Source organism: Litoreibacter meonggei, assembly GCF_003663885.1.
Taxonomy (GTDB): Bacteria; Pseudomonadota; Alphaproteobacteria; order Rhodobacterales; family Rhodobacteraceae; genus Litoreibacter; species Litoreibacter meonggei.
Genome location: NZ_RCCE01000001.1, coordinates 63,699 through 85,183, shown reverse-complemented (window position 1 = coordinate 85,183; position 21,485 = coordinate 63,699). Strand labels below are relative to the sequence as shown.

The window sequence follows — 21,485 nt, the reverse complement described above, 5'->3', positions numbered from 1 at the left end:
CTAGGCCCCCAATCCGGATACGAGGTTCAGCCCTGTGCCAATGGTTTGGCGCACCTTGTCGGCAAGGAAAAAAGGGTTGGCGCTTTCGATCACTTGCATCGTCAGCCCTATTTCGGCGCGGTAGGGCATCAGGTTGGGCAGGTGCATCGTCTCTTTCTGGGTCACGCCTGTCAGGAACACCGGAAGCAGCTGCATCCCCCACGCAAAGACCAGCACGGAGGCGGTTTCATCCCGCTCGAACGCCCGCGCGCCGGACAGGCCGAGCGAGGCCAGCACTTTCACGCCACCGGGGCCTTGCGCCTTGGGCTCCGCCATCGACCGCAGCGTGTCGATCTGCGGCTGTACGCCAAAGGTCTTGGCGATTGCGTCCCCGTCATTCAGCGCGTCGGTGGCGTCCAGCAGGATGGTGACGGAGAAGCTTTCCGCCTGCATTTCAACGCCTTGCGCGACGCGGGAGGTTTCCAGCGGTGACAGGAAGTCATAGCCACCGCGCGACCCCGGCGCATCGCCGGTTTTGACGGTAACGGTGCGCGAACGGCTGATTTCTTGCGGGTTGAACTTGAAGATCAGCGCCAGCGGCGGGATCGTCAGCCCGTATTCGAACAGCATGCCTTTGGTTTCAACCGCCATTGCGCCCGCCTTTCAGACTGGAGGTGACTTGGCTGGCCAGAACCGCGCCGCGTTGCCTGTGGCTTGGGATTGTGATCGGGCCATCGGGTTGCGCGCCCTTGGCCAAGGCTTGGCCCACGGCTTCGGCAATGGCGCGGGCGTCATGGGACGCGGTTGCAGCCATCGAGGCGGGAAGTTTCACGGTGAGGCGCTTTAGCTTCATGACGTAACCTCCAGAAATTCAGCAAGATATCCGATTTCCGACGGGCGGACTTGCCGCGTGTCCTTGGTCAGCTCTGCCCAGATCGCACGGGCGATATGTGGCAGGTCGATCGTGCCGTTGTCTGCATAGGCCAACACGGCGGCATAGGTCGCCGCATTGGCGATGGAGCCACCGGACAAGCGCACCGCAGCGCCAAGGGAGTCCAGCTCGACCCGCGTCGCGAGCGGCGCTTTGGGGGGCAGAAGCACCTGCCACAAGGCAGCGCGCGCTGCGTCGTCGGGTGTTGGGAAATCCACCACGAGTTGAAAGCGGCGCAAGAAGGCGGGGTCCACGTTGGCGCGCAGGTTGGTGGTCAGGATCACGGGACCGGAATGCCGCTCGAACCGCGCCAGCATATGGCTGACCTCAAGGTTTGCGTACCGGTCACGGGCGTCGCTGACTTCGCCGCGTTTGCCCAAAAGCCCGTCCGCCTCGTCAATTTGCAGGATAGCGTTACGGCCCTCCAGACTGTCGAGCAGTGCGTTGAGGTTCTTTTCCGTCTCGCCGACATATTTCGACATGATCCGCCCCAAATCGAGGCTATACAGCGCCCAAGGCTCACCGGTGCGTTCGCCCAACTCCGTTGCCAGCACGGTTGCCGCGAAGCTTTTGCCAGTACCGGAGGCGCCCGAGAACAGCGCCAGCGGGCCATGCACAGCGCGTGCGCCCCAGTCGCGGGTCATGGCGTGGCGGTGCTCCACCCAAGCGCCGAACTCGCGGAGCTGGCGTAGGGTTGGGGCGGGCAGGACCAGTTGATCCCATGTACCGCGCGCCATCGCCAGCGCAGCACCTGGCGGGGGGGACAGTTCAGGGTCGCGATCCAGCATCGCTCGGACCAAAACGGGGCCGGGGCGCAAGGTCTGGGACGGTGTCGTGCCTTCGATTTTCAGCAATCCGGATGCCACCAAAGGCGATGTGGGGGTCAGACGGGCGATCAGCGCGGCGATCTCGTCGCTGGTTTCCAGCATCAGCAGCTCTTGGACAATGGCCAAGCCGGGCCATGGCGTGCCAAGCTGGGGTTGCAAGGACTGGATGCGCGGGGCGAAAGCGGGACGGGCCACGGGGGCCAAAGCCAAGGCCATCAGGTCAAGGTCTTGTGGTGAGAGTTGATCCAGAACGTCGCTGGAAATTGTTGCGCTCAGACCTTGCCAGCTGCCTGCTGCGCGCGCGTCAACAACGCTGTGTGAAAGCGCTGCGACACGTTCTGCAAAGCCGTCATCCAACGCACTTCCGGTGCGCAGTGCCTCGGCGAGCGACAACAGGTTGTGAATGCGCGCCCATTCAATGTCCATGGCGGCTGACATCAGCTCGTTCGCTGGAGTGGGGGCTTCGATATTCATGTGACCACCACCCGAACTGTATTGCCCGCGGGCATGTTTGCGCCATCAGGTCGTATGATCAACGTCGCGACATCGCCTGAAGCGGCGCTATCCAGCGTGACCGCGGCAGTTGGCGTGTCGAGGTCCAGCGAGATAGCGGCGGTGGCTGCCGTCTGATCGACTTGGGTATCAGGCGTGCCGTCGGCGCGCTGCCAAGCTACCTTGACCTGAACGCTTTCGCCGCTTGGCCCAGAGATGGCGAGGTCCACCAGTGCCGTGCCAGACACGACGGAGACATCAGAAGACAACGCGTCGCCTACGCGGATCATCGAAAACGGCAGCCAGTTCACGGGCGCGTTCGGAGCGGTGATGGCGATCGGCATCGGGCCGATCTCTGTGTCGGGTATGGCGTCGGCTCCGAGATCCAGAACCACGCTTTCCACCGGTGTGGGTGGTGGCAGATATGCCAAAGGCTCGACGGGAATGAGAGCCAGTTCGTAAGCCACGGATAGACGGTAGGACATCTCGCTGCCCTGAATGGACCAGATGTGGTTCATTTCCTCCATCTCGGTCGCCTGCAACACGGCTTGTAGCCGGTACTGGCTGCTCTCCGGTGCCGGGACGCCGCCGGGGAGGATCGTTGGGATTACCGGCTGCGACTGCAAAACGCGCACGGCATGGCCGAGCACTCGCAAATCCTTGTCCTTCACGCTGGCATCTGTGGCGTTGGAAAAGGCCGTCAGCAGCACATGTGCACGAACAAATGTCGGCTCGTTCGGGGACAGATCCGGGTGTATGCCGGAGGGCGAGATTCTGTAACAGAACACGTTCAATACGGCCTTGTCGGAGCCTTTGGCCTGCTCGGCGGCGGCATTCGGGTTATCAACAGTTACGGTCACATCTTGCGTAAAATTCGCCGCCAGATGGTCTGCAAATCCTTGCATGGCGACCGAGATGGAACTTGCGTCAATCGACATCTCAGAAGCCCCCCAAATAACGGCGGCGCGCCATTGCGGAGAGGTCAGCCACGGGCGACGCGGGTGCTGACGCGCGGGTGGGTTCGTGGATGACCACATCGACCTGATCTATCACCACTTTGGCTGGTCCCTCTGGCGAAATCGGATTTTGTTGGGGGGGATCAAAACGGGCAGGGGCGTTAGGCTCAGCGTCTGTGTAGGGGTGCTCAAACGGTTCGAATTGCGCGGGGGCGGTGTCCGTTTGCGGCAACGGACCCGCTTCGGTCATGGCAGCCGCGTTTGGGGCCACGGGCGGGCCTAACACCGGCTCGCGGCGCAAGGTCATAGCGGGAGGCTGATCATCCGTGCTTGAGAGTGACGCGGGTTTGGGGCCGTTTTCTGCCGTAAGTTGTTGGTCATCCGGCGGGGATAGGCGCGCTAATGGTTGCGCGTATTCTTCCAAGCGGTGCAATGGCTGCGCAGCCTCCTCCTCGGACCGGCGGAGGGGCTGTAAGTCGTCATCTGTTGCGCGCGGTGCCTGCGTTCGGTCCAGGGCGCGCGTTTCGTCTTCTACCTCCGCGCGGTGCATCGCTTGCTCCTCGTCGTCAGTCCCCGCGCGCTGGAGCGGTTGCGCTGCGTTTTCGTCCTCCGCCCTGCGACAGGGCTGCGCTTCTTCTTCCGGCGCGCGGTTCATTGGCTCAGCTTCGTCATCTTTGGCGCGATGCAGGGGCTGCGCTTCTTCATTTTCAGAACGCGACAGTGACGCGGACGGGCTCACCTCGCTCGGCGAGTGGCTCGCTGCGTTGTCTTGCTGTTCCACCCGATGCAGCGGTTTTGCGTCTTCGTCATCCATCCGGTGCAGGGGGTGCGCGAGATCCATGGCTCCGGTGCGGGCGATACCTTTGGGCAGCGCCAACGCTGTGGTGCTATGCCCCGCGCGGGGCAAAAGGCGGCTCAATAGACTCATCTGCTGCCACCCTCCGCAATGAGCTTGGCATAGGCCCTGCGGCGGCTTGAAGGCATGTCGAGGATCGCGTCTTCGCTCCAGTGATAAGCAGTCGCCAACGCGTGTATCTGCTGCACCAACGCAGCAGCATTTGGAAAGGCGAATGAAAGAGGGTCTATGCGGGCCGAGGTTTCGGCCTCACAGGTCGGGCATGTGCTGGTCAGCGTATCGGGGATATCAGGAGTTGCCGCGTCAAGCTGGGTGTCGATCAGCGCCAGATCAGACGGGTTGAACAGCGCGGCCTGTGCTGACGCTTCGCTGTCCAACCCGCACGATGCCGCCAGAACGCGGGGGGCGTCTGTTGGTGCGGCATCTGCCAAAGCCCGTTCCGTCGCTCCGTTGGGCACTTCGAAACGGCGCGGGCCAAGAGATGTGTCGACTTCAATGACGGGGAAGGCGACAGGGATGTCAGATCGTGGGGTGTCTGCCAGAGAGACAGACAGATCGTAGACCTCCCCACAGGACGTGCAGCTGGCTTGAAACCAACGCAGGCCCGGCAGGAAGGTCAGCGCCGCGCGAGTAAGACACCACGCTCGGGCACCGGTGGCCAAACGGTCTACTAGATTACGAGTTACTGGCAGGCCACCAATGGAGGAGAACAGCGCATCCAAAACGCCGCTGGCCCGTTCTGGTCTGGTCGGCAAGCGCAAGGCGTCCGCCAAGGCAAGTTCGACCCGACCCGTCAGGGTGTGAGGTGTAGCCGTTGGAAATCCAACAGCGAGTGTCGTGGGTGCGCGGTCAGGCATTACGATTCCGCAGGTTCGGCCACAGCGGCGTCGCGGGTAAAGCCTTCATAGGCGAGGGTGACCGACTGGATTCCCACGGCGTTCATGCTGTTAGAGTCCATCTCGGGCAGCGCTTGATATTCGGTCACAAAGGCCCGACGCAGGACATAGGAAATCGCGGGTGCGCCTTGCAGATTCAGCACGTTGATCACCACATCGCGGCGGAAGTTCACAAGGCTCATGCCTGCATCGCCGTCAGCGACGTTGTTGACCGCGTTGGCCCACTCTTCGAACGCGGGATCATGACTCAGACCTTGCTCCAGCGTAACATTTTCGAATTTGGTGCCACCGGGCATGGCGCGTTGATAGCTGGGGTCCCCGGCGGCGCGCCAGTTGACCACTTCTGTGGTTTTCTTAAGGGCGCCCATCTTGGACAGACCTGCGATGACTTTGCCACCAATCACGACTTGGAACTTGAATGTTCGGTAGGGATCGTAGCGATGGGCATTGGCGGGGAACATAGGGGCTGGCATTGGGAATAATCCTTTCGGAGTAACGTTTTATGGCTGCAAGTTTAGGCTGTTTGCCCAACTATTTGGCTGATCTGAACCACGACAAACTCGGCAGGTTTCAACGGCGCGAAGCCGACGGCGACCCTGACGATACCGGCGTCGATGTCGCCTTGCGTCATGGTGGAGCCGAGCCCGCAATTGACGAAATAGGCGTCACTGGCCTTCTCGCCTTGGAACGCACCAGAGCGATGCAAACCGTCCATGAAATTGCCGACCGAGGCGCGTAACCCACCCCACAGTTTGTGGTCGTTCGGCTCGAACACCACGGCCTGCAAGGCGTTGTAGAGACTTTCGCCGATCATGTTCTGGGTGCGCCTTACCGAAATGTAGCGGTATTGTGGCTTGGCCTTGGTTGCGGTTGTGCGCGCCCCCCAAATGACCGTCGGGCCAGTGATGGAGCGCAAACAGTTCACGCCCCATTCGTTGAGGTTGTCCTGCACGCCATTGCCGATCAGCCGTTCAGGGCCGAAGGTGCCGCGTATGCCAGTCTCCAAGCCTGCCGGGGCCTTCCAGACTCCGCGTGTGCCGTCGATCCGCGCCCACATGCCAGCGGCTACGGCAGCCGGACCAACGGGGAAACTGCGCGGCTCGTTCGGAGCCAGTTCGGCGTCGAAATGCGGGTTACCAACGGTGACGCGCGGATAATAAAGCGCGGCGTACGGAGAGTTGGTGAAGACTGCGGCCTTGGCCTCTTTGGGCGTCGTGATGGCGGCGTCGCCGGGGTCGACGATCACCATCCGATTTTGCATCTTCTCGGAATGGCCGATGGCTTCTTGGTAGATGACCTTGCCCGCCGTGTCGGGTTTTATGTCTGGCAACACGATGATGGACACATCGCGGTAATCCTCAAGCTGGCCCAACGCTTCGATATACTGCGCCTTTGCGGGGGACCCTGAGTCTGCGCCGTTAGCCGTGATGTCCGTCACGGTCGTTTCAGTTGTTGGCATGGCCACATCTGCACCAAAGGTGACTTCGACCAGAGAGGAGCCTTTGTTGATCGTCTCCGTGGCCAAATCTGTTGCAGCCTTCAGCTTGACGGCGGCGGTGCCTTCGCCAACCTCCCAATCAAAGCCCATGAAGCTTTCGATCACCTGATCCAGCTTTTTGCTGCCATCGGGCTGTTCGGCCCATGTTCCGATGCTGATGTCAAAGGTCTTGGCGGTGTTGTCGCTGGTCATCGACACCATCAGGTTGTTGGCCCATGTCCCATTGTCCTTGGCGGCCACTGCCACGGATTTGGGATCCGTTGCGCCTGAGATTTTCAACTGCGCCGAAGCTTTGGTGCCGCCTGATCCCTGCACGGGAACGATATAAGCCTTGGTGCCGCCATTGGAGAAATACGCGTTCACCGCGAGCCCGAAGTAATCCACTTTGGTTGTGTCAGGCAGGTTCTTGACGCCACCGGCGGACCCGTCGCCCGGACCGAACAGCGTGTTATACTGGGCGGGTGAGGTGATGAACGTGGGCGAACCGCCGGATTTGGTCACGGGGCTTCCGCGTCGTACATGACCGATGAAGGCCGTCACGGATGTTGAAGCCGCTTCGATGGACAACGCGTTGGAAGGGACGTGTTCGATATAGACGCCTGGATGTTGATACATGGGGCTCTGGCTCCTTGGCAGCATGAATGTCAGCAGTTTAGGACCGGTCCCGCGCCGACAGGCACGGAACAGGTGGCGATGTTTTGTCATTGCCGAAACGGCGAAGCCCGCTGACCCTCTTGCGCGGGGGAGAGCCACGCGAGAGGGTCGAACGTCGCGACACTGAAGGGGACGGTGCTGGGGGGCACCTATCAGCGCCGTAACGCGGAGCTTGCGGTGCCCGACGGCCTGCAAAGGGTTAATCCTCGTCGAAAGCAGTGCGGCCGGGCGGCAAGTAGAGTTACGTCATAAAAATAAGCGGTTCACTCTTCGCTTATGACGAAAACTCTGCGTTATTCCCCGCAGATCGATCAAGAGCGGAGTTAACCTTAGGGTAAGGCGTTGAGGTGAAGTTGTTTAAAATCAAAAACTTACCTGCCGTGAATAAGGTGTGAAGCCAAATTCACGCCCGTGAAACGACCAGAATTGGTGTTTGGGAGAATTGTTTTGCAGCTGAGCTGGAGACTTCAGAGACTCACCTCGCGTAGCTCAATCTTGCGCTGCGAGATAGTTTGCACAGCCGGTAAGAGCGGCGAAGTCGTCTTCGATAACGCCGACCTCGAAATTGCCCATGAACCCGGCAAAGCGGCCTTTGTCGCGAAACGCGTCTGAAAACCCAAGCGGGACGAAATGGCGGGCGAAGGCACGTGCTACTCCACCCGAAAAGAATACTCCGCCAAAGGGCAGGTGGATCAGCGACAGGTTGCCCGCCACGGTTCCGAGCATTCGCACAAACATGGTCGCGGCTTCCAGCGCGCGTGGATCGGTTCCGTTCTCAAACCCTGCCATAATATCAGCCGCGCGGGCTTCGCGCGGATCGTCGGCCTCGATGCCAAGCCACGCATAAACACGCTCCAACCCACGACCGGACATCATGTCCTCCACTGCAGGGAAGCCGTGGGCGGTTTCGAAATATTGCGCCAGTCGCAATTCGCCCTCGGATCGCAGCGGCAGGTTGGCGTGGCCGCTTTCAGATGGCGGGACGTGCCGACCCCATCGGGTCTCATAGACAGGGGCGATGTTGAACCCGGTGCCGACCCCGATGACCAGTTTGGTGGCTTTCGGGTCGTGATCCACCTCTTGGGCTGCGACCAGTTGAGTTACCGCGCCCTCGGGCAACGCGCCCAAAGCGTGGCCCTGCGCCTGAAGGTCGTTTAGCAGGCAGGCGGTTTCAGCTTGAGTGGCGCGGGCGAGCGTTGCTTCGTCTAACGCCCAATCGAGGTTCGTCATGGAGCCTCGCCCGTCTTTCACGGGCCCGGCCAGTGCCACGCAGGCGCTTTTGCAGTCAACTTGCTGTGCGTCGATATAGGCCGTCAGGACCGTTTCAAGGCCGGGGTAGTCCGCATTGGCATAGCGCGTCACAGTGTCAGTCAGAAGGTGCGTGCCTTCGGCCAAGGCCACGCGGGTGTTGGTGCCTCCAATATCGGCAACGAGGGAGTAGATATCTGCGGGACGGGTCATATGGTCAGGCTTTCAAGGCGCGTGCGAGTGCGTGGTAGGAGGCTTTCGGGGAGCGTTCAAGGGTGTCGAAGTCCACATGAATCAAACCGAAGCGTTTCTCGTAGCCCAAAGCCCATTCGTAATTGTCCATGAGCGACCAGAAGGTGTAGCCTTGCAACGGAACGCCGTCGGCCATGGCCTGCCGTGCTGCCCCGAGGTGCTGGTTAAGATACTCTATGCGCGCGGTGTCCGGCTCATTTGGCATGTCAGGGTTCGCCATGCCGTTTTCCGTCACATAAAGGGGCAGTCCTTTGGTGTAATTTTCGTTCACCCAGTTCAGAAAGTGCCGCAATCCCTCGGGGTAGATCTCCCAACCCATCTGCGTTTTTGGCAAAGGGCCGTCGACCTCTTCTAAGGAAGGCCAAGCACCGTTGGTGGCGGAAATTCGTTTGCAGGTGTAATAGTTGAGCCCCACCCAATCGAGTTTTTGACCTATCAGCGGGAAGTCATCCTGCCAGCCTTTCGGCATGTGCGGTTCCAGCCTTTCCATGACGTTTTCAGGGTAGGCCCCTTTGAATAACCCACCAAGGAAGAAGCGGTTGTAATAGCCGTCATAAAGATCGGCCGCGTTGCGATCTGCCGCGCTGTCGGTGGCGGGGTGGGCGTATTCGAAATTACACACGGCCCCCACGTTGGGCACGTTCAGGTCGCGCAACACCTCCACTGCGCGGCCATGGGCGCATAGAACATGGTGCATAGCATGGGCCGTGGCGCGAATGTCGCGCAAGCCGGGGGCGTGGTGACCCAAAAAATGGCTGAGCCAGCTGACACACCAAGGCTCGTTCACCGGGGCGACGGAGAACACACGATCTCCGATCCGATCCATAATAACGCGAGTGTATTCACCGAACCAGTTGGGCAGGTCTGGATTGCGCCATCCGCCCAAATCGGCCAGCGCTGAGGGCAGCTCCCAGTGATAGAGCGTCGCCATGGGCTTGAGGTTTCGCTCCAGCATGGCGTCTACCAGCCGGTCGTAGAAGTCGAGACCTTCCGGGTTTGGTGCGCCGATCCCGTCCGGCATCACCCGCGCCCAAGAGGTTGAAAACCGGTAGGCGTCCAAGCCCATCGCCGCCATCAAGTCCAGATCTTCCTCGTAGCGGTGGTAGTGATCGCAGGCCACTGATCCATGCTCCGCACGCACCACGTTGCCGGGGGTGGCTGCGAAGTCGTCCCAATGTGTGCAACCCGCGCCACCGAAGCTGTGCCCCTCGATCTGGTAGGCGGAAGTTGCAGCAGCGAACAGGAAACCGTCAGGGAAGTCAGCGCGGGTGTGTTGCATGATAAAAAACCTCTAGCGTTGCGGGGCAGGGCCGGTGGAGCCGCCCACGACAAGTTCGGCTTCCCACAATTCATGAACCGGTCCAGCGGTGCGGTCTTCGATTTGGTCCATCAGCATCTCGCCACACCGCCGACCCGCATCGCGCACCGAGGAACGCGTGGCGGTGAAGATTGGCGATCCGGTACCATTTGGCAGATATGAAAGCGCGTCATCAAAGCAGATGATAGAAACGTCTTTTCCTATAGTTAAACCGCGTTCTTCAACCGCCCGACGCACCCCGAGCGCGGGTATTAGAGAGGACGCGATGATGGCTGTCGGCGGATCATCCGAGCGCAGCATTTCGCAGGTCTTGGCGTAGCCGAACGGCTCGGTCATCTCGAAAGCGTGTGTTAACATGGGATCAACGGCTATCCCGCGCGCCTCTAGTGCCGCGCGATAGCCGTCACGGCGACGCATGGCGAAATCCATTTCCTCAAACCCGTTGACGAGGCCAATGCGCACATGACCGAGATCCAGTAAAAAATCGGTCGCGCGGCGGAAGGCGGAGCGGTTGTTCACATCGAGCCAGCTATAGGGTGCTGTGCAATTGCTGGACCGACCATGGACCACAAATGGCAGGCCCAATCTGTCCAGAAGCGGGATACGCTCATCGTCAATTAGGGGGCCATGCACGATGACGCCGTCGACTTTTCCGGTGGTGGCCAAGCGCTCATAGGCTTTGGCTTCGTCAGAATCGTCGACAACAGAAACCCGCATGTCATAGCCCTGACGGGCATAGGCCTCGCCAGCGCCCGCGATGAAATCGGAAAACACGCAGTTCACCATTTCATGCTGACTGGACAGGGGGATAACATGACCAATGGACATGGTGCGCCCAGTGGCCAAGCTTTTTGCGCGGGTGTTCGGGTAGTAGTTATGGGTCTCGGCAGCCTCGGTTACGCGTTTGCGGGTCGCTTCTTTGACCTCTGGATAGCCGTTCAGTGCGCGGCTGACCGTTGTTTGAGACAGACCGAGAAGATCCGACAATTCTCGTAAATTCAACTGACGGACCTCCATTATTCGCTTCAAAGCGCTTTGAATATCTTGATAATTATTAGGGTGCGTTTGGGGTGCGGTCAAAGGGCATTTGGACGCTGCGTCGCGGAATGTGCGTTCGCATGTGCAGAAAAGATAAGGAAAACATTACCTCGCCGCTACGATTTGTTGACACAGGCAAGACGCTGGGTCACTTTTAAGATTATCCAAAGCGCTTTGGAAAATGATTCTCAAACGCGCGAAAGATACTTAAGCGCAGCATGCGCTGAAACTGGGAGGATTTTATGAAACTTAGCCTATACACCTCGGCGGCCATCATCGCGCTGAGCAGTTCATCCGCATTTGCTGACGGCCATCTGGCCTATGGCACCGAAGGCGGCGATTTTTCGTGGGACAGCTACAACGCGTTTGCAGAGGCCACCGATCTGAGTGGTCAATCGCTGACCATCACGGGTGCGTGGACCGGGAACGAGAAAGAAAAGGTCGAAAAAGTATTCGCCTATTTCAACGCCGCCACCGGCGCTGATGTGACCTATTCCGGCTCTGACAGCTTCGAGCAGGACATTGTTGTGTCCGCGCGCTCCGGCTCCGCGCCGAACTTGGCCGCGTTCCCGCAGCCCGGTCTAGCCGCCGATATGGCAAGCCAAGGCTTGTTGACGCCGCTTGCCGACGGTACCGCCGATTGGGTCGCCAACAACTTCGCGGCAGGCCAGTCATGGGTCGATCTGGGCACCTATGCCGACAAAGACGGCGCGGACCAGATGTACGGCTTCTTCTACCGTGTCGATGTGAAATCGCTGGTTTGGTACTCGCCTGAAGCCTTCGATGAAGGCGGCTATGATATTCCGGAGTCCATGGAAGACCTGAAGGCCCTGACCGACCAGATCGTCGAAGATGGCGGCACACCTTGGTGTATTGGTCTGGGATCGGGTGCGGCGACTGGCTGGCCTGCGACTGACTGGGTCGAAGACATGATGCTGCGCACCACCTCGCCAGAAGACTATGACGCCTGGGTCGCCAACGAGATGAAGTTCGACGATCCCAAAGTGATTGCCGCCATCGAAGAGTTCGGCGCATTTGCCCGTAACGACGCCTATGTCGACGGTGGCGCCGCTGCCGTGGCCAGCACAGATTTCCGTGACAGCCCCGCAGGTTTGTTCGCAATCCCGCCAAAGTGCTACATGCACCGTCAGGCATCGTTCATTCCGGCGTTCTTCCCTGAAGGGACAGCGATGGGCGAGGACGTAGATTTCTTCTACTTCCCTGCATTTGCGAGCAAAGATCTTGGCAAACCCGTTCTCGGGGCAGGGGCGCTGTTTGCGATCACCAACCCGTCCGACGCGGCGAATGCCTTCATCGAGTTCATGAAGCTGCCAATCGCGCATGAGTTGTGGATGACCCAGGGTGGCTTCCTGACCGCACATGCGGGTGTCAATCTGGCGACTTATGCCGATGACAGCTCGCGGGCGCAGGGCGAAATCCTGCAAAACGCGACGACGTTCCGCTTCGATGCATCCGACTTGATGCCGGGCGAAATCGGCGCGGGCGCGTTCTGGACCGGCATGGTGGATTATGTCACCGGCACCCCTGCCGCTGACGTGGCGAAGGGTATTCAGGATCGCTGGGACGCGATCCAGTAAACTCTGACAACATGATTGCAGCGAGGGGCCAACACGCCCCTCGCTGCCAGACCGCTGCCCCTATCGGAGGACTGCCCCATGTCACCATTGATCCAAGGTATGCTCACCATTCTTATCGGTGTGGGCGGCTGTATCGGATATTTTTTCGCCTCGAACCTGATCCTTGATAAGGTCATCTTCCCGCCGCAGACGAAAAACCCCGGCAAGAACATCAATCGCGCCAACATGGTGCGCCCGTGGTTGTTCCTATTTCCGGCGCTGGCGGCGCTTAGCCTATACCTGATCTATCCGGTGGTCGGATCATTCTACCGATCTTTGTTCAACCGCAGCGGCGAGGATTTTATCGGCTTTGGCAATTACAGCACGATGTTCGCCGATGATGGCTTCCAGACGGCGCTATTCAATAATTTCATGTGGGTGCTGGTCGTGCCGGCAGGGGCTACGTTTCTGGGGCTTCTAGTCGCGCAACTGACCGATCGCCTGACATGGGGTAATATTGCCAAGTCGCTGATCTTCATGCCGATGGCTATTTCCTTCGTCGGCGCGTCGCTGATCTGGAAATTCGTCTATGCCAACAATCCCGATATCGGCCTGATCAACGCAATCCGCGACAGCTTCGGCGCAGCCCCGCTGGACCCGCTGCAACTGCCGTTCTGGAATAACTTCTTCCTGATGTTCATCCTTGTGTGGATCCAAACGGGCTTTGCCATGGTGATCCTGAGCGCCGCTCTGCGCGGCATCCCCGAGGAGACCATCGAGGCGGCCATCATCGACGGCGCAAACCCGTTCCAGATATTCTTCAAGATCAAGGTGCCACAGATTATGGGCACCATCGTGGTTGTCTGGACCACCATCACCATCCTCGTGCTGAAGGTGTTCGACATCGTCTACACCATGACGGGGGGGAATTTCGGCACTGAAATCCTGCCGAGTTACATGATGAGTTATATGTTCCGCGATGACGGCCGCGCCACCGCGGTGGCATTCGTGATCATGATTATCGTGCTTCCCGTGATGATCTGGAACATTCGCCAAGCCCGCGCGGAGATGAAATAATGGACAATATTGCTGGTACAAAGTCTTCGCTGTCTTGGGCGGTAAATATCTCGGTCGTGCTGCTGGTTGTGATCTGGCTGATCCCCACAGTGGGCTTGCTGGTGTCATCCTTCCGCGACCGCGACCAGATCAGCGCGACCGGCTGGTGGTTATCACCATTCCCGGTCTCGCAAAACTATCAGGCCAAAGCGCCTTCTGATGACGCGAAAGCGGAGGGCGGGGTCAATGTGATCACGGGTAACGTGTTCGAGGACGGCAAAGGCAAAGTCACCCGCTTTGGCGGCAAACGCGCGGCACCGACCGAGTTTAAAGCGGGGGAGATCGCGCAGCTGACCAAGGACCGGACGTTGACGGTGCAGTCAGACGGTTCCTACGTTTATACCTCGCCCGCCGAGATCAAGCGCGACCCGTCGATCTATTATGCGGCCTCCAGCCCGCCGGACTTCTCTCTGGACAATTACCGGACTATCATGGCCTCCGACAACATGGACCGCGCGTTTATCAACACGCTGACGGTCACGATCCCCGCGACCATCATCCCGATCCTGATCGCCGCCTTCGCGGCCTACGCCTTGGCGTGGATGGATTTTAGAGGCCGCGGCTTCCTCATCGCGCTGGTCGTCGGGCTGCTGGTCGTGCCGCTTCAACTGGCGCTGGTGCCGCTCTTGACGCTGCACAACAAGGTGGGCATCGGGCAGAGCTTCCTTGGTATATGGATGGCGCACACGGGCTTCGGGCTACCTTTGGCGATATACCTTTTGCGAAACTACATGGTCGGCCTGCCGCGCGACATCATCGAGAGTGCCAAGGTCGATGGGGCCACGGACTTTCAGGTGTTCACCAAAATCGTGCTGCCGTTGAGCTTCCCGGCGCTGGCCAGTTTCGCCATCTTCCAGTTCCTGTGGACATGGAACGATCTGCTGGTGGCCAAGGTGTTCTTACCGTCGAACTCGGAGAGCTGGGTGATGACCGTCAAGATCGCCGATGACCTGCTGGGGTCGAAGGGCGGCGACTGGGGCATCCTCGCGGCTGCGGCCTTCATCTCGATCGCCGTGCCGCTGATCGTCTTCTTCACAATGCAACGCTATCTGGTGCGCGGTCTGTTGGCCGGCTCCGTCAAATAGGACACGACTTCCATGACGAAAATGGACCCCAAACTGAAAGCCTCCACTACCGTTGACAAAGATTGGTGGCGTGGGGCGGTAATCTATCAGATCTACCCGCGCAGCTTTCAGGACAGCAATGGCGACGGGGTGGGCGATTTGCTCGGGATTGTCTCGCGCATGCCCTATATCGCATCGCTTGGGGTGGACGCGATCTGGATTTCGCCGTTCTTCACCTCGCCGATGAAAGACTTCGGCTATGACGTCAGCGACTATTGCGACGTTGATCCGATGTTCGGCCATCTGGGTGATTTCGACGCGCTGATCGAGGCCGCACATGAGCGCGGATTGAAGGTGATGATCGACCTCGTGCTGTCGCATACCTCCGACCAACATTCTTGGTTTCAGGAAAGTCGCGGCAGTCGCGACAATGCCAAGGCCGATTGGTATGTCTGGGCCGACCCCAAGCCGGATGGCACTCCGCCCAATAACTGGCTGTCGATCTTCGGCGGCCCTGCATGGCACTGGGACGCGCGGCGTGAACAGTATTACCTGCATAACTTCCTCGCCACCCAGCCGGATTTGAACTTCCACAATCCGGAAGTGCAGGACGCGCTTTTGGACGCGACCCGCTTCTGGCTGGATCGCGGCGTGGACGGCTTCCGCCTTGATACAATTAACTTCTACTTCGCCGACAAGGACCTACGCGACAATCCAGCCTTGCCGCCCGAAAGGCGCAACGCGACCATAGCGCCGTCAGTGAACCCGTATAACCATCAAGAACATCTGTATTCCAAGAACCAGCCAGAGAACCTCGCATTCCTCAAACGCTACCGCGCGTTGCTGGATGAATACCCGGCGACAACCTCGGTGGGCGAGGTCGGTGACGCTCAACGCGGGCTGGAACTACTGGGCGAATACACGGCCGGCGATGAGCGGGTGCATATGTGCTACGCGTTTGAATTCCTGTCCTCCGAAAAATTGACCGCCGCGCGCGTGGTCGAAACCATGAAGCGGCTCGACGACGCAGCCCCCGATGGCTGGGCCTGTTGGGCGTTCTCGAACCACGATGTGATCCGGCATACCACCCGCTGGAACCTGACGCCTGCGGCGCATCGCGGCTACACCACGATGATGGGTGCGCTGCGGGGATCGTTGTGCATTTATCAGGGCGAAGAATTGGGCCTGCCAGAAGCGGATGTTGCCTTTGAGGATCTGCAAGATCCCTACGGCATTGAGTTCTGGCCCGAATTCAAAGGTCGCGATGGCTGTCGCACGCCCATGGTTTGGGAGCCGTCCAACCAAAATGGCGGCTTTACCATCGGTGCGCCGTGGTTGCCGGTCAGCCACGACCACGTGATGCGCTCGGTCGAAACCCAGGAACATGATCCGGCCGCGCCGTTGCACCATTACCGCCATATGCTGGCCTTCCGCCACGCGCATCCGGCGCTGGTGAAGGGAACGCACGCGCATATGAAAGCCGACGGTGATGTGCTGAGTTTCACACGCACGCACAAAGGCGAGACGATATTTTGCGCCTTCAACCTGTCTGACACGCCGTCGGAATTGGACATGCCGACAGGCGACTGGGTGCCCATTGGAGCCGAGCTTGGCTCCACCGGACCAGCACCGGACGGAAAACTACATTTAGGGCCGTGGCAGCCATGCTTCGCGCTGAAACGGTAACGGGGAGAGAACGACCATGGCAGACCTGAAACTCACGGGCGTTGGCAAAAACTACGGTGGCACGGTCGAGGTCCTGAAGGACATCAACCTTGACATCACCACGGGCGAGTTGATCGTTTTCGTTGGCCCATCCGGCTGCGGCAAGTCCACACTGCTGCGGATGATAGCGGGCCTTGAGAAAATCACCGCAGGCGAGTTGCAAATCGACGGTGAGGTGATGAACGACGTGCCGCCCGCGCAACGTGGCATCGCGATGGTGTTCCAATCCTACGCGCTGTATCCGCATATGACCGTGCGCGACAACATGGCGTTTGCGCTGAAGCTGGCCAAGAAAACACCGGATGAGATTGACGCCGCCGTGAACCGCGCCGCCAAGGTTCTGCAACTCGACGAATATCTCGACCGCCTGCCTAAAGCTCTGTCAGGTGGGCAACGCCAACGGGTCGCCATTGGCCGCTCGATCGTGCGCGACCCCAAGGTCTATCTGTTTGACGAGCCGCTTTCGAACCTCGACGCGTCCTTGCGTGTCGCCACCCGTATCGAGATTGCGCAGCTTAAAGAGAGCATGCCGAATTCCACCATGATCTACGTGACCCACGATCAGGTGGAGGCCATGACGCTGGCCTCGCGCATCGTGGTTCTGGCCAACAAGGGCATCGCGCAGGTCGGCTCTCCGTTGCAACTGTACGAGACGCCGGAGAACGAATTTGTCGCGCAGTTCATCGGCTCGCCAGCAATGAACCTAATGGCAGGTGAGGTCGTAAAAACCGGCAAAGTCACTACCGTGTCACTGCCAGAGGGCAAAGGCACCATCACCGCCAACATCCCGACCACCGCAGATGACAAGGGCCTGAAAGTCAATGTAGGCATTCGCCCGGAGGACATGATCGCGACCGACGGCGAAAACTACGCCTATGCAGGCACTGTCGCTATCGTTGAGGCATTAGGCGAGGTCACGCAGCTCTATTTCGCCAAATCCGCGCCAGAGAATGAGCCGGTCATCGCCAAGCTGCAGGGCATCCACACCGATATACGTGGCAAGGTGATCAACATGACTGCAGACCCGTCCAAGGTACACCTGTTCGCGGATGGCAAATCGCTGCTCTACCGTTAGGCGAGGGATTTCCGGAACCGCTGCCCTGTTGCCTGTTGCATGTCGTATCCTTGGCTTTTGTAGAAGCCATGCGCCTTTTCGTTGTCCGGATTGGCACCGATGACGATGTAGGCCACGCCATGGTCCGTCGCCAAGGATTCTGCCGCCTTGAGCAATGCGGTGCCGACGCCGCTGCCCTGCGCGACGGGTTGTACGAAGAGATGATGCAGGTCCAGTCCACGAAGACCGAACTGCGCCTGTGCTTGCCGAGTTAACAGGGCATAACCAGCTGGCCCGTCCGCATTGCGGGCAATCAGTCCGTAAAGCCAGCCACCGGACAGGTCTCGCTCAAGATCGGCTTCGGTCACGCGCGGGATGTCGCCATGATGGGTCGCCAAGGCGTGCACCATCGGCAAAATCGCTTTAGCATCGGCGGGTCGGGCTGCGGTGATGTGAATGTTTGCCATCCGGTAGGGGTAGCGTCTGCGTCATTCCGGCACAATAGGGGCTACATATGAGGGTTTACTGTTAGCGCTAACGGAGGTATACCAAACGTAACTCACGGAGGTCTCTATGCAGCTTAATTCCAGAATCGAAGACGTCACCCAACGGATCATCGCGCGCTCCAAAGACAGTCGCAGCACCTATATGGCCCGTATGCGTCAAGCCGCCGATGAAGGCCCGCGCCGCGCGCATCTGACGTGCGGCAACCAAGCCCATGCCTATGCGGCGATGGAGGATGACCAAGCGCCGATGCTTGACGGGCAGGGTGGTAATATTGGCATCATCACCGCCTATAACGACATGCTTTCGGCGCACCAGCCGTTCAAGGATTTCCCCGACCTGATAAAAGCCACCGCCCGCGCCAATGGAGGCACGGCGCAGGTTGCGGGCGGCGTGCCTGCCATGTGTGACGGTGTCACGCAGGGCCAAGTCGGCATGGAGCTGTCGTTGTTTTCGCGCGACGTGATCGCGCTGGCTGCTGGCGTGGGTCTCAGCCACAACACATTCGATGCCGCCGTTTATCTTGGCGTGTGCGACAAAATCGTGCCGGGCCTCGTCATCGCGGCTGCCACTTTCGGCTATCTTCCTGGCATTTTCCTGCCGGCGGGTCCTATGCCCTCCGGCTTGCCCAACGACGAAAAAGCCAAGGTCCGTCAGAAATTCGCCGCCGGTGAAGTTGGCCGTGACGCGCTCATGGCCGCGGAGATGGCGTCCTACCATTCCCCCGGCACCTGTACGTTCTACGGCACCGCCAACTCCAACCAGATGCTGATGGAGTTTATGGGGCTGCATCTTCCGGGTTCCAGCTTCGTCAATCCCGGCACTGACATGCGCGACGCTCTGACCAATTACGGGGCGAAACGCGCGTTGGAGATCACCAACCTTGACAATGACTACACGCCAGTGTGTGACATCCTTGACGAGAAGACCTTCGTGAACGGCCTCGTCGGGCTGATGGCCACTGGCGGCTCCACCAATCTGGTGATCCACATCATCGCCATGGCGCGCGCCGCTGGTGTGATCCTCGACCTGCAAGACCTGTCCGACATCTCCGACGCGACGCCTTTGATGGCGCGGGTCTATCCCAATGGCTTGGCAGACGTGAACCATTTCCACGCGGCAGGCGGGCTGACCTACATGATCGGCGAGCTGCTTGACGCAGGCTTGTTGCACCCCGACACCCGCACCGTGATGGGGGATGGTCTTGGCTTGTACGCCCGCGACCCCAAGCTGCGTGACGGTCAACTGACATGGGAAGACGCGCCGCGCGAAACTCAAAACGACCGCATCCTGCGCCCCGCATCGGACCCATTCGCCCCCGAGGGCGGGTTGAAACAACTCACGGGCAATCTGGGTCGCGGGGTTATCAAGGTCTCTGCAGTCGCGCCCGAACGTCACATCATCGAAGCCCCTGCGCGCATCTTCCAAACCCAAGAAGCGGTGAAAGCTGCGTTCAAGGCGGGCGAGTTCACCTCCGACACCATCGTCGTAGTGCGCTTCCAAGGCCCCAAATCCAATGGTATGCCAGAGCTTCACGGTCTGACCCCGATCCTTGCCGTGTTGCAAGATCGAGGCCTCAAGGTGGCGCTGGTCACCGATGGCCGCATGTCCGGCGCGTCCGGCAAGGTGCCAGCCGCCATTCATGTCTGCCCCGAAGCCGTCGATGGCGGTCTTATCGGCAAGCTACAAGACGGCGACGTGATCCGACTTGACGCGACACAAGGCACGCTGGAGGTTCTGACCGCCGATGTGCAATCCCGTGCCTCTGCGACGCCTGATCTCAGCGACAACTCCCATGGTATCGGGCGCGAGCTGTTCTCGATCTTCCGCCAAACCGCTGGAATTGCTGCTGACGGGGCAGGGGTTGTGGTCTGACCGACTTCATTGCTTAACTAAAATTCATGCCGGGATTTTATCCGGTCACTACAAAGGACGATTCCAACATGACCCCATTGCAAGCCAGCCAACTCGCACTCCAAATCTGCGAGCTTGCCCCGATTGTGCCCGTTCTGGTGGTCGATGACGCGGCCCATGCGCAGCCCTTGGCACACGCGCTTGTCGCAGGTGGTTTACCTGCGTTGGAGGTCACACTGCGCACTCCAGCCGCTCTGGAGGTTATCGCGGAGATGGCCAAGGTCGACGGTGGCGTGGTCGGGGCAGGTACATTGCTAACGCCTGATGATGTGCACGCGGCCGTTGATGCTGGTGCCAAGTTTGGTGTCTCTCCCGGGGCAACAGACCGCCTGCTGGATGCCTGCGAGGAAGCCGGCTTGCCGCTGCTCCCTGGTGTCTCTACCGCGACCGAGGCCATGCGCCTGTTGGAGCGTGGCTACACCATGCTGAAATTTTTCCCCGCCGAAGCGTCGGGTGGTGCACCTGCCGTCAAAGCCATCGGCGCGCCAATCCCGCAGATCAGCTTTTGCCCAACAGGCGGCGTTAGCCCGGCCAATGCCGCCGATTACCTGAGCTTGTCCAATGTGGTATGCGCAGGTGGGTCTTGGGTCGCGCCAAAGGATAAAGTTCAGGCGGGTGACTGGGATGGGATCACTGCGCTGGCCAAGGACGCAGCGGCATTGCCGCGATAGACCTCCGGACGGACAACATGAATGTCTCCACGCAAAAGATATTTTGAGGGCATTGGACTTCGACTTCTTGCCGTATTTTTGATGACGGCAATGTCTGCGGCAGTTCATGGAGCCGCCGAAACTGCGCCAATCGGACAAATCATGTTCTGGAGGTCTGCGGTCGCGTTGATCCCGATCTGCCTCTACATGGTTTGGCGAAAGGAATTCCCCGGCACGCTTCGCACCCGTCGCCCATGGCTTCACGTGACAAGAAGCCTTCTGGGGGCGGTTTCCATGGGGGCATCATTCCTGTCGCTTGCGTATCTGCCGGTCGCAAACGCGCAGGCACTTGCGTATCTTGCGCCAGTTTTGGTTCTGCCTCTCGCAGCGTTATTGTTGCGTGAGACGCTCACAAGCAGCGTAGTCATTGCCGTTTTACTTGGATTTTGCGGCGTCTTGTTTCTGCTTTGGGATGCGTTTGCAGTTCCCGGCGAAGGTGCCATCATCGGTGTGCTGGCTGGTTTGGCATACGCGTTTACCATGGCGTTTGTTCGGGTCCATACGAAGACCATGACGCTCACCGAAAGTTCATCCAGCATTGCCTTCTATTTCGCTATCGTCTCGGCTCTCGTTGGATTGGGTACGTTGCCACTTGGCTGGATTCCCTTGGATGGGCGCCTGTTTGGCTGGCTCATGATCGCCGGTCTCCTTGGTGGAGTCGGCCATATCGTCTCCAACGAAGCCGTTGCTCGGGCTCCGGTTGGCGCGCTTGCCCCGTTCGAATTTACAGGGCTGATCTGGGCCTTGGGGTTCGATCTGCTTATCTTCTCGACCGTTCCCGGCGGTGTCGGAATTGCTGGCGCAGTTGCGATCACTCTTGCCGCGTTGATGGTCTCCTTTTTTGTTCCACCATCAGGTCGATCCGCGCGTTGAGCG

20 protein-coding genes are annotated in these 21,485 nt (G+C 59.6%); 8 read left to right on the top strand and 12 right to left on the bottom strand.

The window, feature by feature from the left end:
* The 11 genes from BCF46_RS00380 to BCF46_RS00330 all read right to left on the bottom strand — a co-directional run bounded on the left by BCF46_RS00380 (nt 1) and on the right by BCF46_RS00330 (nt 10,909).
* The gene (locus BCF46_RS00380; protein ID WP_121020621.1) at nt 1-630 is read right to left on the bottom strand and encodes a hypothetical protein; all 630 of its coding nucleotides are present in this window, start codon (nt 628-630) and stop codon (nt 1-3) included.
* Complete coding sequence (locus BCF46_RS00375) at nt 620-832, bottom strand: hypothetical protein (protein ID WP_121020619.1); 213 nt, start codon at nt 830-832, stop codon at nt 620-622. The genes BCF46_RS00380 and BCF46_RS00375 overlap by 11 nt, the downstream gene beginning before the upstream one ends.
* Entirely contained in the window at nt 829-2,211 is a 1,383-nt protein-coding gene (locus tag BCF46_RS00370) for an ATP-binding protein (protein WP_121020617.1), read from the bottom strand. The genes BCF46_RS00375 and BCF46_RS00370 overlap by 4 nt, the downstream gene beginning before the upstream one ends.
* Nucleotides 2,208-3,167 carry a Pvc16 family protein gene (locus tag BCF46_RS00365; protein ID WP_170157820.1) on the bottom strand — a complete coding sequence of 320 codons (960 nt, stop codon included), beginning with the start codon at nt 3,165-3,167 and terminating at the stop codon, nt 2,208-2,210. Before BCF46_RS00365 ends, BCF46_RS00370 begins: the two co-directional genes overlap by 4 nt.
* Before the next feature lies 1 nt (nt 3,168).
* Complete coding sequence (locus BCF46_RS00360; protein ID WP_121020613.1) at nt 3,169-4,113, bottom strand: hypothetical protein; 945 nt, start codon at nt 4,111-4,113, stop codon at nt 3,169-3,171.
* Entirely contained in the window at nt 4,110-4,898 is a 789-nt protein-coding gene (locus BCF46_RS00355) for a hypothetical protein (protein WP_121020611.1), read from the bottom strand. Before BCF46_RS00355 ends, BCF46_RS00360 begins: the two co-directional genes overlap by 4 nt.
* Nucleotides 4,898-5,410, bottom strand: coding sequence for a phage tail protein (locus tag BCF46_RS00350; protein WP_121020609.1), 513 nt, complete (start codon nt 5,408-5,410; stop codon nt 4,898-4,900). Before BCF46_RS00350 ends, BCF46_RS00355 begins: the two co-directional genes overlap by 1 nt.
* A gap of 41 nt (nt 5,411-5,451) precedes the next feature.
* Nucleotides 5,452-7,050, bottom strand: coding sequence for a phage tail sheath family protein (locus BCF46_RS00345; RefSeq protein WP_121020607.1), 1,599 nt, complete (start codon nt 7,048-7,050; stop codon nt 5,452-5,454).
* 528 nt (nt 7,051-7,578) lie between these two features.
* Nucleotides 7,579-8,550 carry a glucokinase gene (locus tag BCF46_RS00340; protein ID WP_121020605.1) on the bottom strand — a complete coding sequence of 324 codons (972 nt, stop codon included), beginning with the start codon at nt 8,548-8,550 and terminating at the stop codon, nt 7,579-7,581.
* A 4-nt stretch (nt 8,551-8,554) separates the two neighbouring features.
* Nucleotides 8,555-9,868, bottom strand: a complete 1,314-nt coding sequence (locus BCF46_RS00335) for a GH1 family beta-glucosidase (RefSeq protein ID WP_211332753.1) — start codon at nt 9,866-9,868, stop codon at nt 8,555-8,557.
* A gap of 12 nt (nt 9,869-9,880) precedes the next feature.
* The gene (locus BCF46_RS00330; RefSeq protein ID WP_121022201.1) at nt 9,881-10,909 is read right to left on the bottom strand and encodes a substrate-binding domain-containing protein; all 1,029 of its coding nucleotides are present in this window, start codon (nt 10,907-10,909) and stop codon (nt 9,881-9,883) included.
* Between the two features lie 278 nt (nt 10,910-11,187).
* Here BCF46_RS00330 and BCF46_RS00325 point away from each other — a divergent pair, with 278 nt between their 5' ends.
* From BCF46_RS00325 to BCF46_RS00305, 5 genes are all read left to right on the top strand, one after another.
* On the top strand, nt 11,188-12,543 hold the full coding sequence (locus BCF46_RS00325) for an ABC transporter substrate-binding protein (RefSeq protein WP_121020601.1): 1,356 nt from the start codon (nt 11,188-11,190) through the stop codon (nt 12,541-12,543).
* 78 nt (nt 12,544-12,621) lie between these two features.
* Entirely contained in the window at nt 12,622-13,599 is a 978-nt protein-coding gene (locus BCF46_RS00320; RefSeq protein ID WP_121020599.1) for a carbohydrate ABC transporter permease, read from the top strand.
* Nucleotides 13,599-14,723, top strand: a complete 1,125-nt coding sequence (locus BCF46_RS00315) for a carbohydrate ABC transporter permease (protein WP_121020597.1) — start codon at nt 13,599-13,601, stop codon at nt 14,721-14,723. Before BCF46_RS00320 ends, BCF46_RS00315 begins: the two co-directional genes overlap by 1 nt.
* Before the next feature lie 12 nt (nt 14,724-14,735).
* Nucleotides 14,736-16,388: an alpha-glucosidase family protein gene (locus BCF46_RS00310; RefSeq protein WP_245989669.1), complete on the top strand. Its 1,653-nt coding sequence runs from the start codon at nt 14,736-14,738 to the stop codon at nt 16,386-16,388.
* Nucleotides 16,389-16,404: 16 nt separating this feature from the next.
* Complete coding sequence (locus BCF46_RS00305) at nt 16,405-17,502, top strand: ABC transporter ATP-binding protein (RefSeq protein ID WP_121020595.1); 1,098 nt, start codon at nt 16,405-16,407, stop codon at nt 17,500-17,502.
* Here BCF46_RS00305 and BCF46_RS00300 read toward each other — a convergent pair.
* The gene (locus BCF46_RS00300; RefSeq protein WP_121020593.1) at nt 17,499-17,948 is read right to left on the bottom strand and encodes a GNAT family N-acetyltransferase; all 450 of its coding nucleotides are present in this window, start codon (nt 17,946-17,948) and stop codon (nt 17,499-17,501) included. The genes BCF46_RS00305 and BCF46_RS00300 overlap by 4 nt on opposite strands.
* A gap of 106 nt (nt 17,949-18,054) precedes the next feature.
* Here BCF46_RS00300 and edd point away from each other — a divergent pair, with 106 nt between their 5' ends.
* From edd to BCF46_RS00285, 3 genes are all read left to right on the top strand, one after another.
* On the top strand, nt 18,055-19,860 hold the full coding sequence (gene edd / locus BCF46_RS00295; protein WP_121020591.1) for a phosphogluconate dehydratase: 1,806 nt from the start codon (nt 18,055-18,057) through the stop codon (nt 19,858-19,860).
* A gap of 68 nt (nt 19,861-19,928) precedes the next feature.
* Nucleotides 19,929-20,570, top strand: coding sequence for a bifunctional 4-hydroxy-2-oxoglutarate aldolase/2-dehydro-3-deoxy-phosphogluconate aldolase (locus BCF46_RS00290; protein WP_121020589.1), 642 nt, complete (start codon nt 19,929-19,931; stop codon nt 20,568-20,570).
* 21 nt (nt 20,571-20,591) lie between these two features.
* Nucleotides 20,592-21,482 carry a DMT family transporter gene (locus BCF46_RS00285; RefSeq protein WP_121020587.1) on the top strand — a complete coding sequence of 297 codons (891 nt, stop codon included), beginning with the start codon at nt 20,592-20,594 and terminating at the stop codon, nt 21,480-21,482.
* Nucleotides 21,483-21,485 lie beyond the last annotated feature (3 nt).

Excerpts from the sequence above, each read along its gene's own strand:
- BCF46_RS00380 (WP_121020621.1), bottom strand. The coding sequence starts at position 630 with ATGGCGGTTGAAACCAAAGGCATGCTGTTCGAATACGGGCTGACGATC.
- BCF46_RS00375 (WP_121020619.1), bottom strand. The coding sequence starts at position 832 with ATGAAGCTAAAGCGCCTCACCGTGAAACTTCCCGCCTCGATGGCTGCA.
- BCF46_RS00370 (WP_121020617.1), bottom strand. The coding sequence starts at position 2,211 with ATGAATATCGAAGCCCCCACTCCAGCGAACGAGCTGATGTCAGCCGCC.
- BCF46_RS00365 (WP_170157820.1), bottom strand. The coding sequence starts at position 3,167 with ATGTCGATTGACGCAAGTTCCATCTCGGTCGCCATGCAAGGATTTGCA.
- BCF46_RS00360 (WP_121020613.1), bottom strand. The coding sequence starts at position 4,113 with ATGAGTCTATTGAGCCGCCTTTTGCCCCGCGCGGGGCATAGCACCACA.
- BCF46_RS00355 (WP_121020611.1), bottom strand. The coding sequence starts at position 4,898 with ATGCCTGACCGCGCACCCACGACACTCGCTGTTGGATTTCCAACGGCT.
- BCF46_RS00350 (WP_121020609.1), bottom strand. The coding sequence starts at position 5,410 with ATGCCAGCCCCTATGTTCCCCGCCAATGCCCATCGCTACGATCCCTAC.
- BCF46_RS00345 (WP_121020607.1), bottom strand. The coding sequence starts at position 7,050 with ATGTATCAACATCCAGGCGTCTATATCGAACACGTCCCTTCCAACGCG.
- BCF46_RS00340 (WP_121020605.1), bottom strand. The coding sequence starts at position 8,550 with ATGACCCGTCCCGCAGATATCTACTCCCTCGTTGCCGATATTGGAGGC.
- BCF46_RS00335 (WP_211332753.1), bottom strand. The coding sequence starts at position 9,868 with ATGCAACACACCCGCGCTGACTTCCCTGACGGTTTCCTGTTCGCTGCT.
- BCF46_RS00325 (WP_121020601.1), top strand. The coding sequence starts at position 11,188 with ATGAAACTTAGCCTATACACCTCGGCGGCCATCATCGCGCTGAGCAGT.
- BCF46_RS00320 (WP_121020599.1), top strand. The coding sequence starts at position 12,622 with ATGTCACCATTGATCCAAGGTATGCTCACCATTCTTATCGGTGTGGGC.
- BCF46_RS00315 (WP_121020597.1), top strand. The coding sequence starts at position 13,599 with ATGGACAATATTGCTGGTACAAAGTCTTCGCTGTCTTGGGCGGTAAAT.
- BCF46_RS00310 (WP_245989669.1), top strand. The coding sequence starts at position 14,736 with ATGACGAAAATGGACCCCAAACTGAAAGCCTCCACTACCGTTGACAAA.
- BCF46_RS00305 (WP_121020595.1), top strand. The coding sequence starts at position 16,405 with ATGGCAGACCTGAAACTCACGGGCGTTGGCAAAAACTACGGTGGCACG.
- BCF46_RS00300 (WP_121020593.1), bottom strand. The coding sequence starts at position 17,948 with ATGGCAAACATTCACATCACCGCAGCCCGACCCGCCGATGCTAAAGCG.
- edd (WP_121020591.1), top strand. The coding sequence starts at position 18,055 with ATGCAGCTTAATTCCAGAATCGAAGACGTCACCCAACGGATCATCGCG.
- BCF46_RS00290 (WP_121020589.1), top strand. The coding sequence starts at position 19,929 with ATGACCCCATTGCAAGCCAGCCAACTCGCACTCCAAATCTGCGAGCTT.
- BCF46_RS00285 (WP_121020587.1), top strand. The coding sequence starts at position 20,592 with ATGTCTCCACGCAAAAGATATTTTGAGGGCATTGGACTTCGACTTCTT.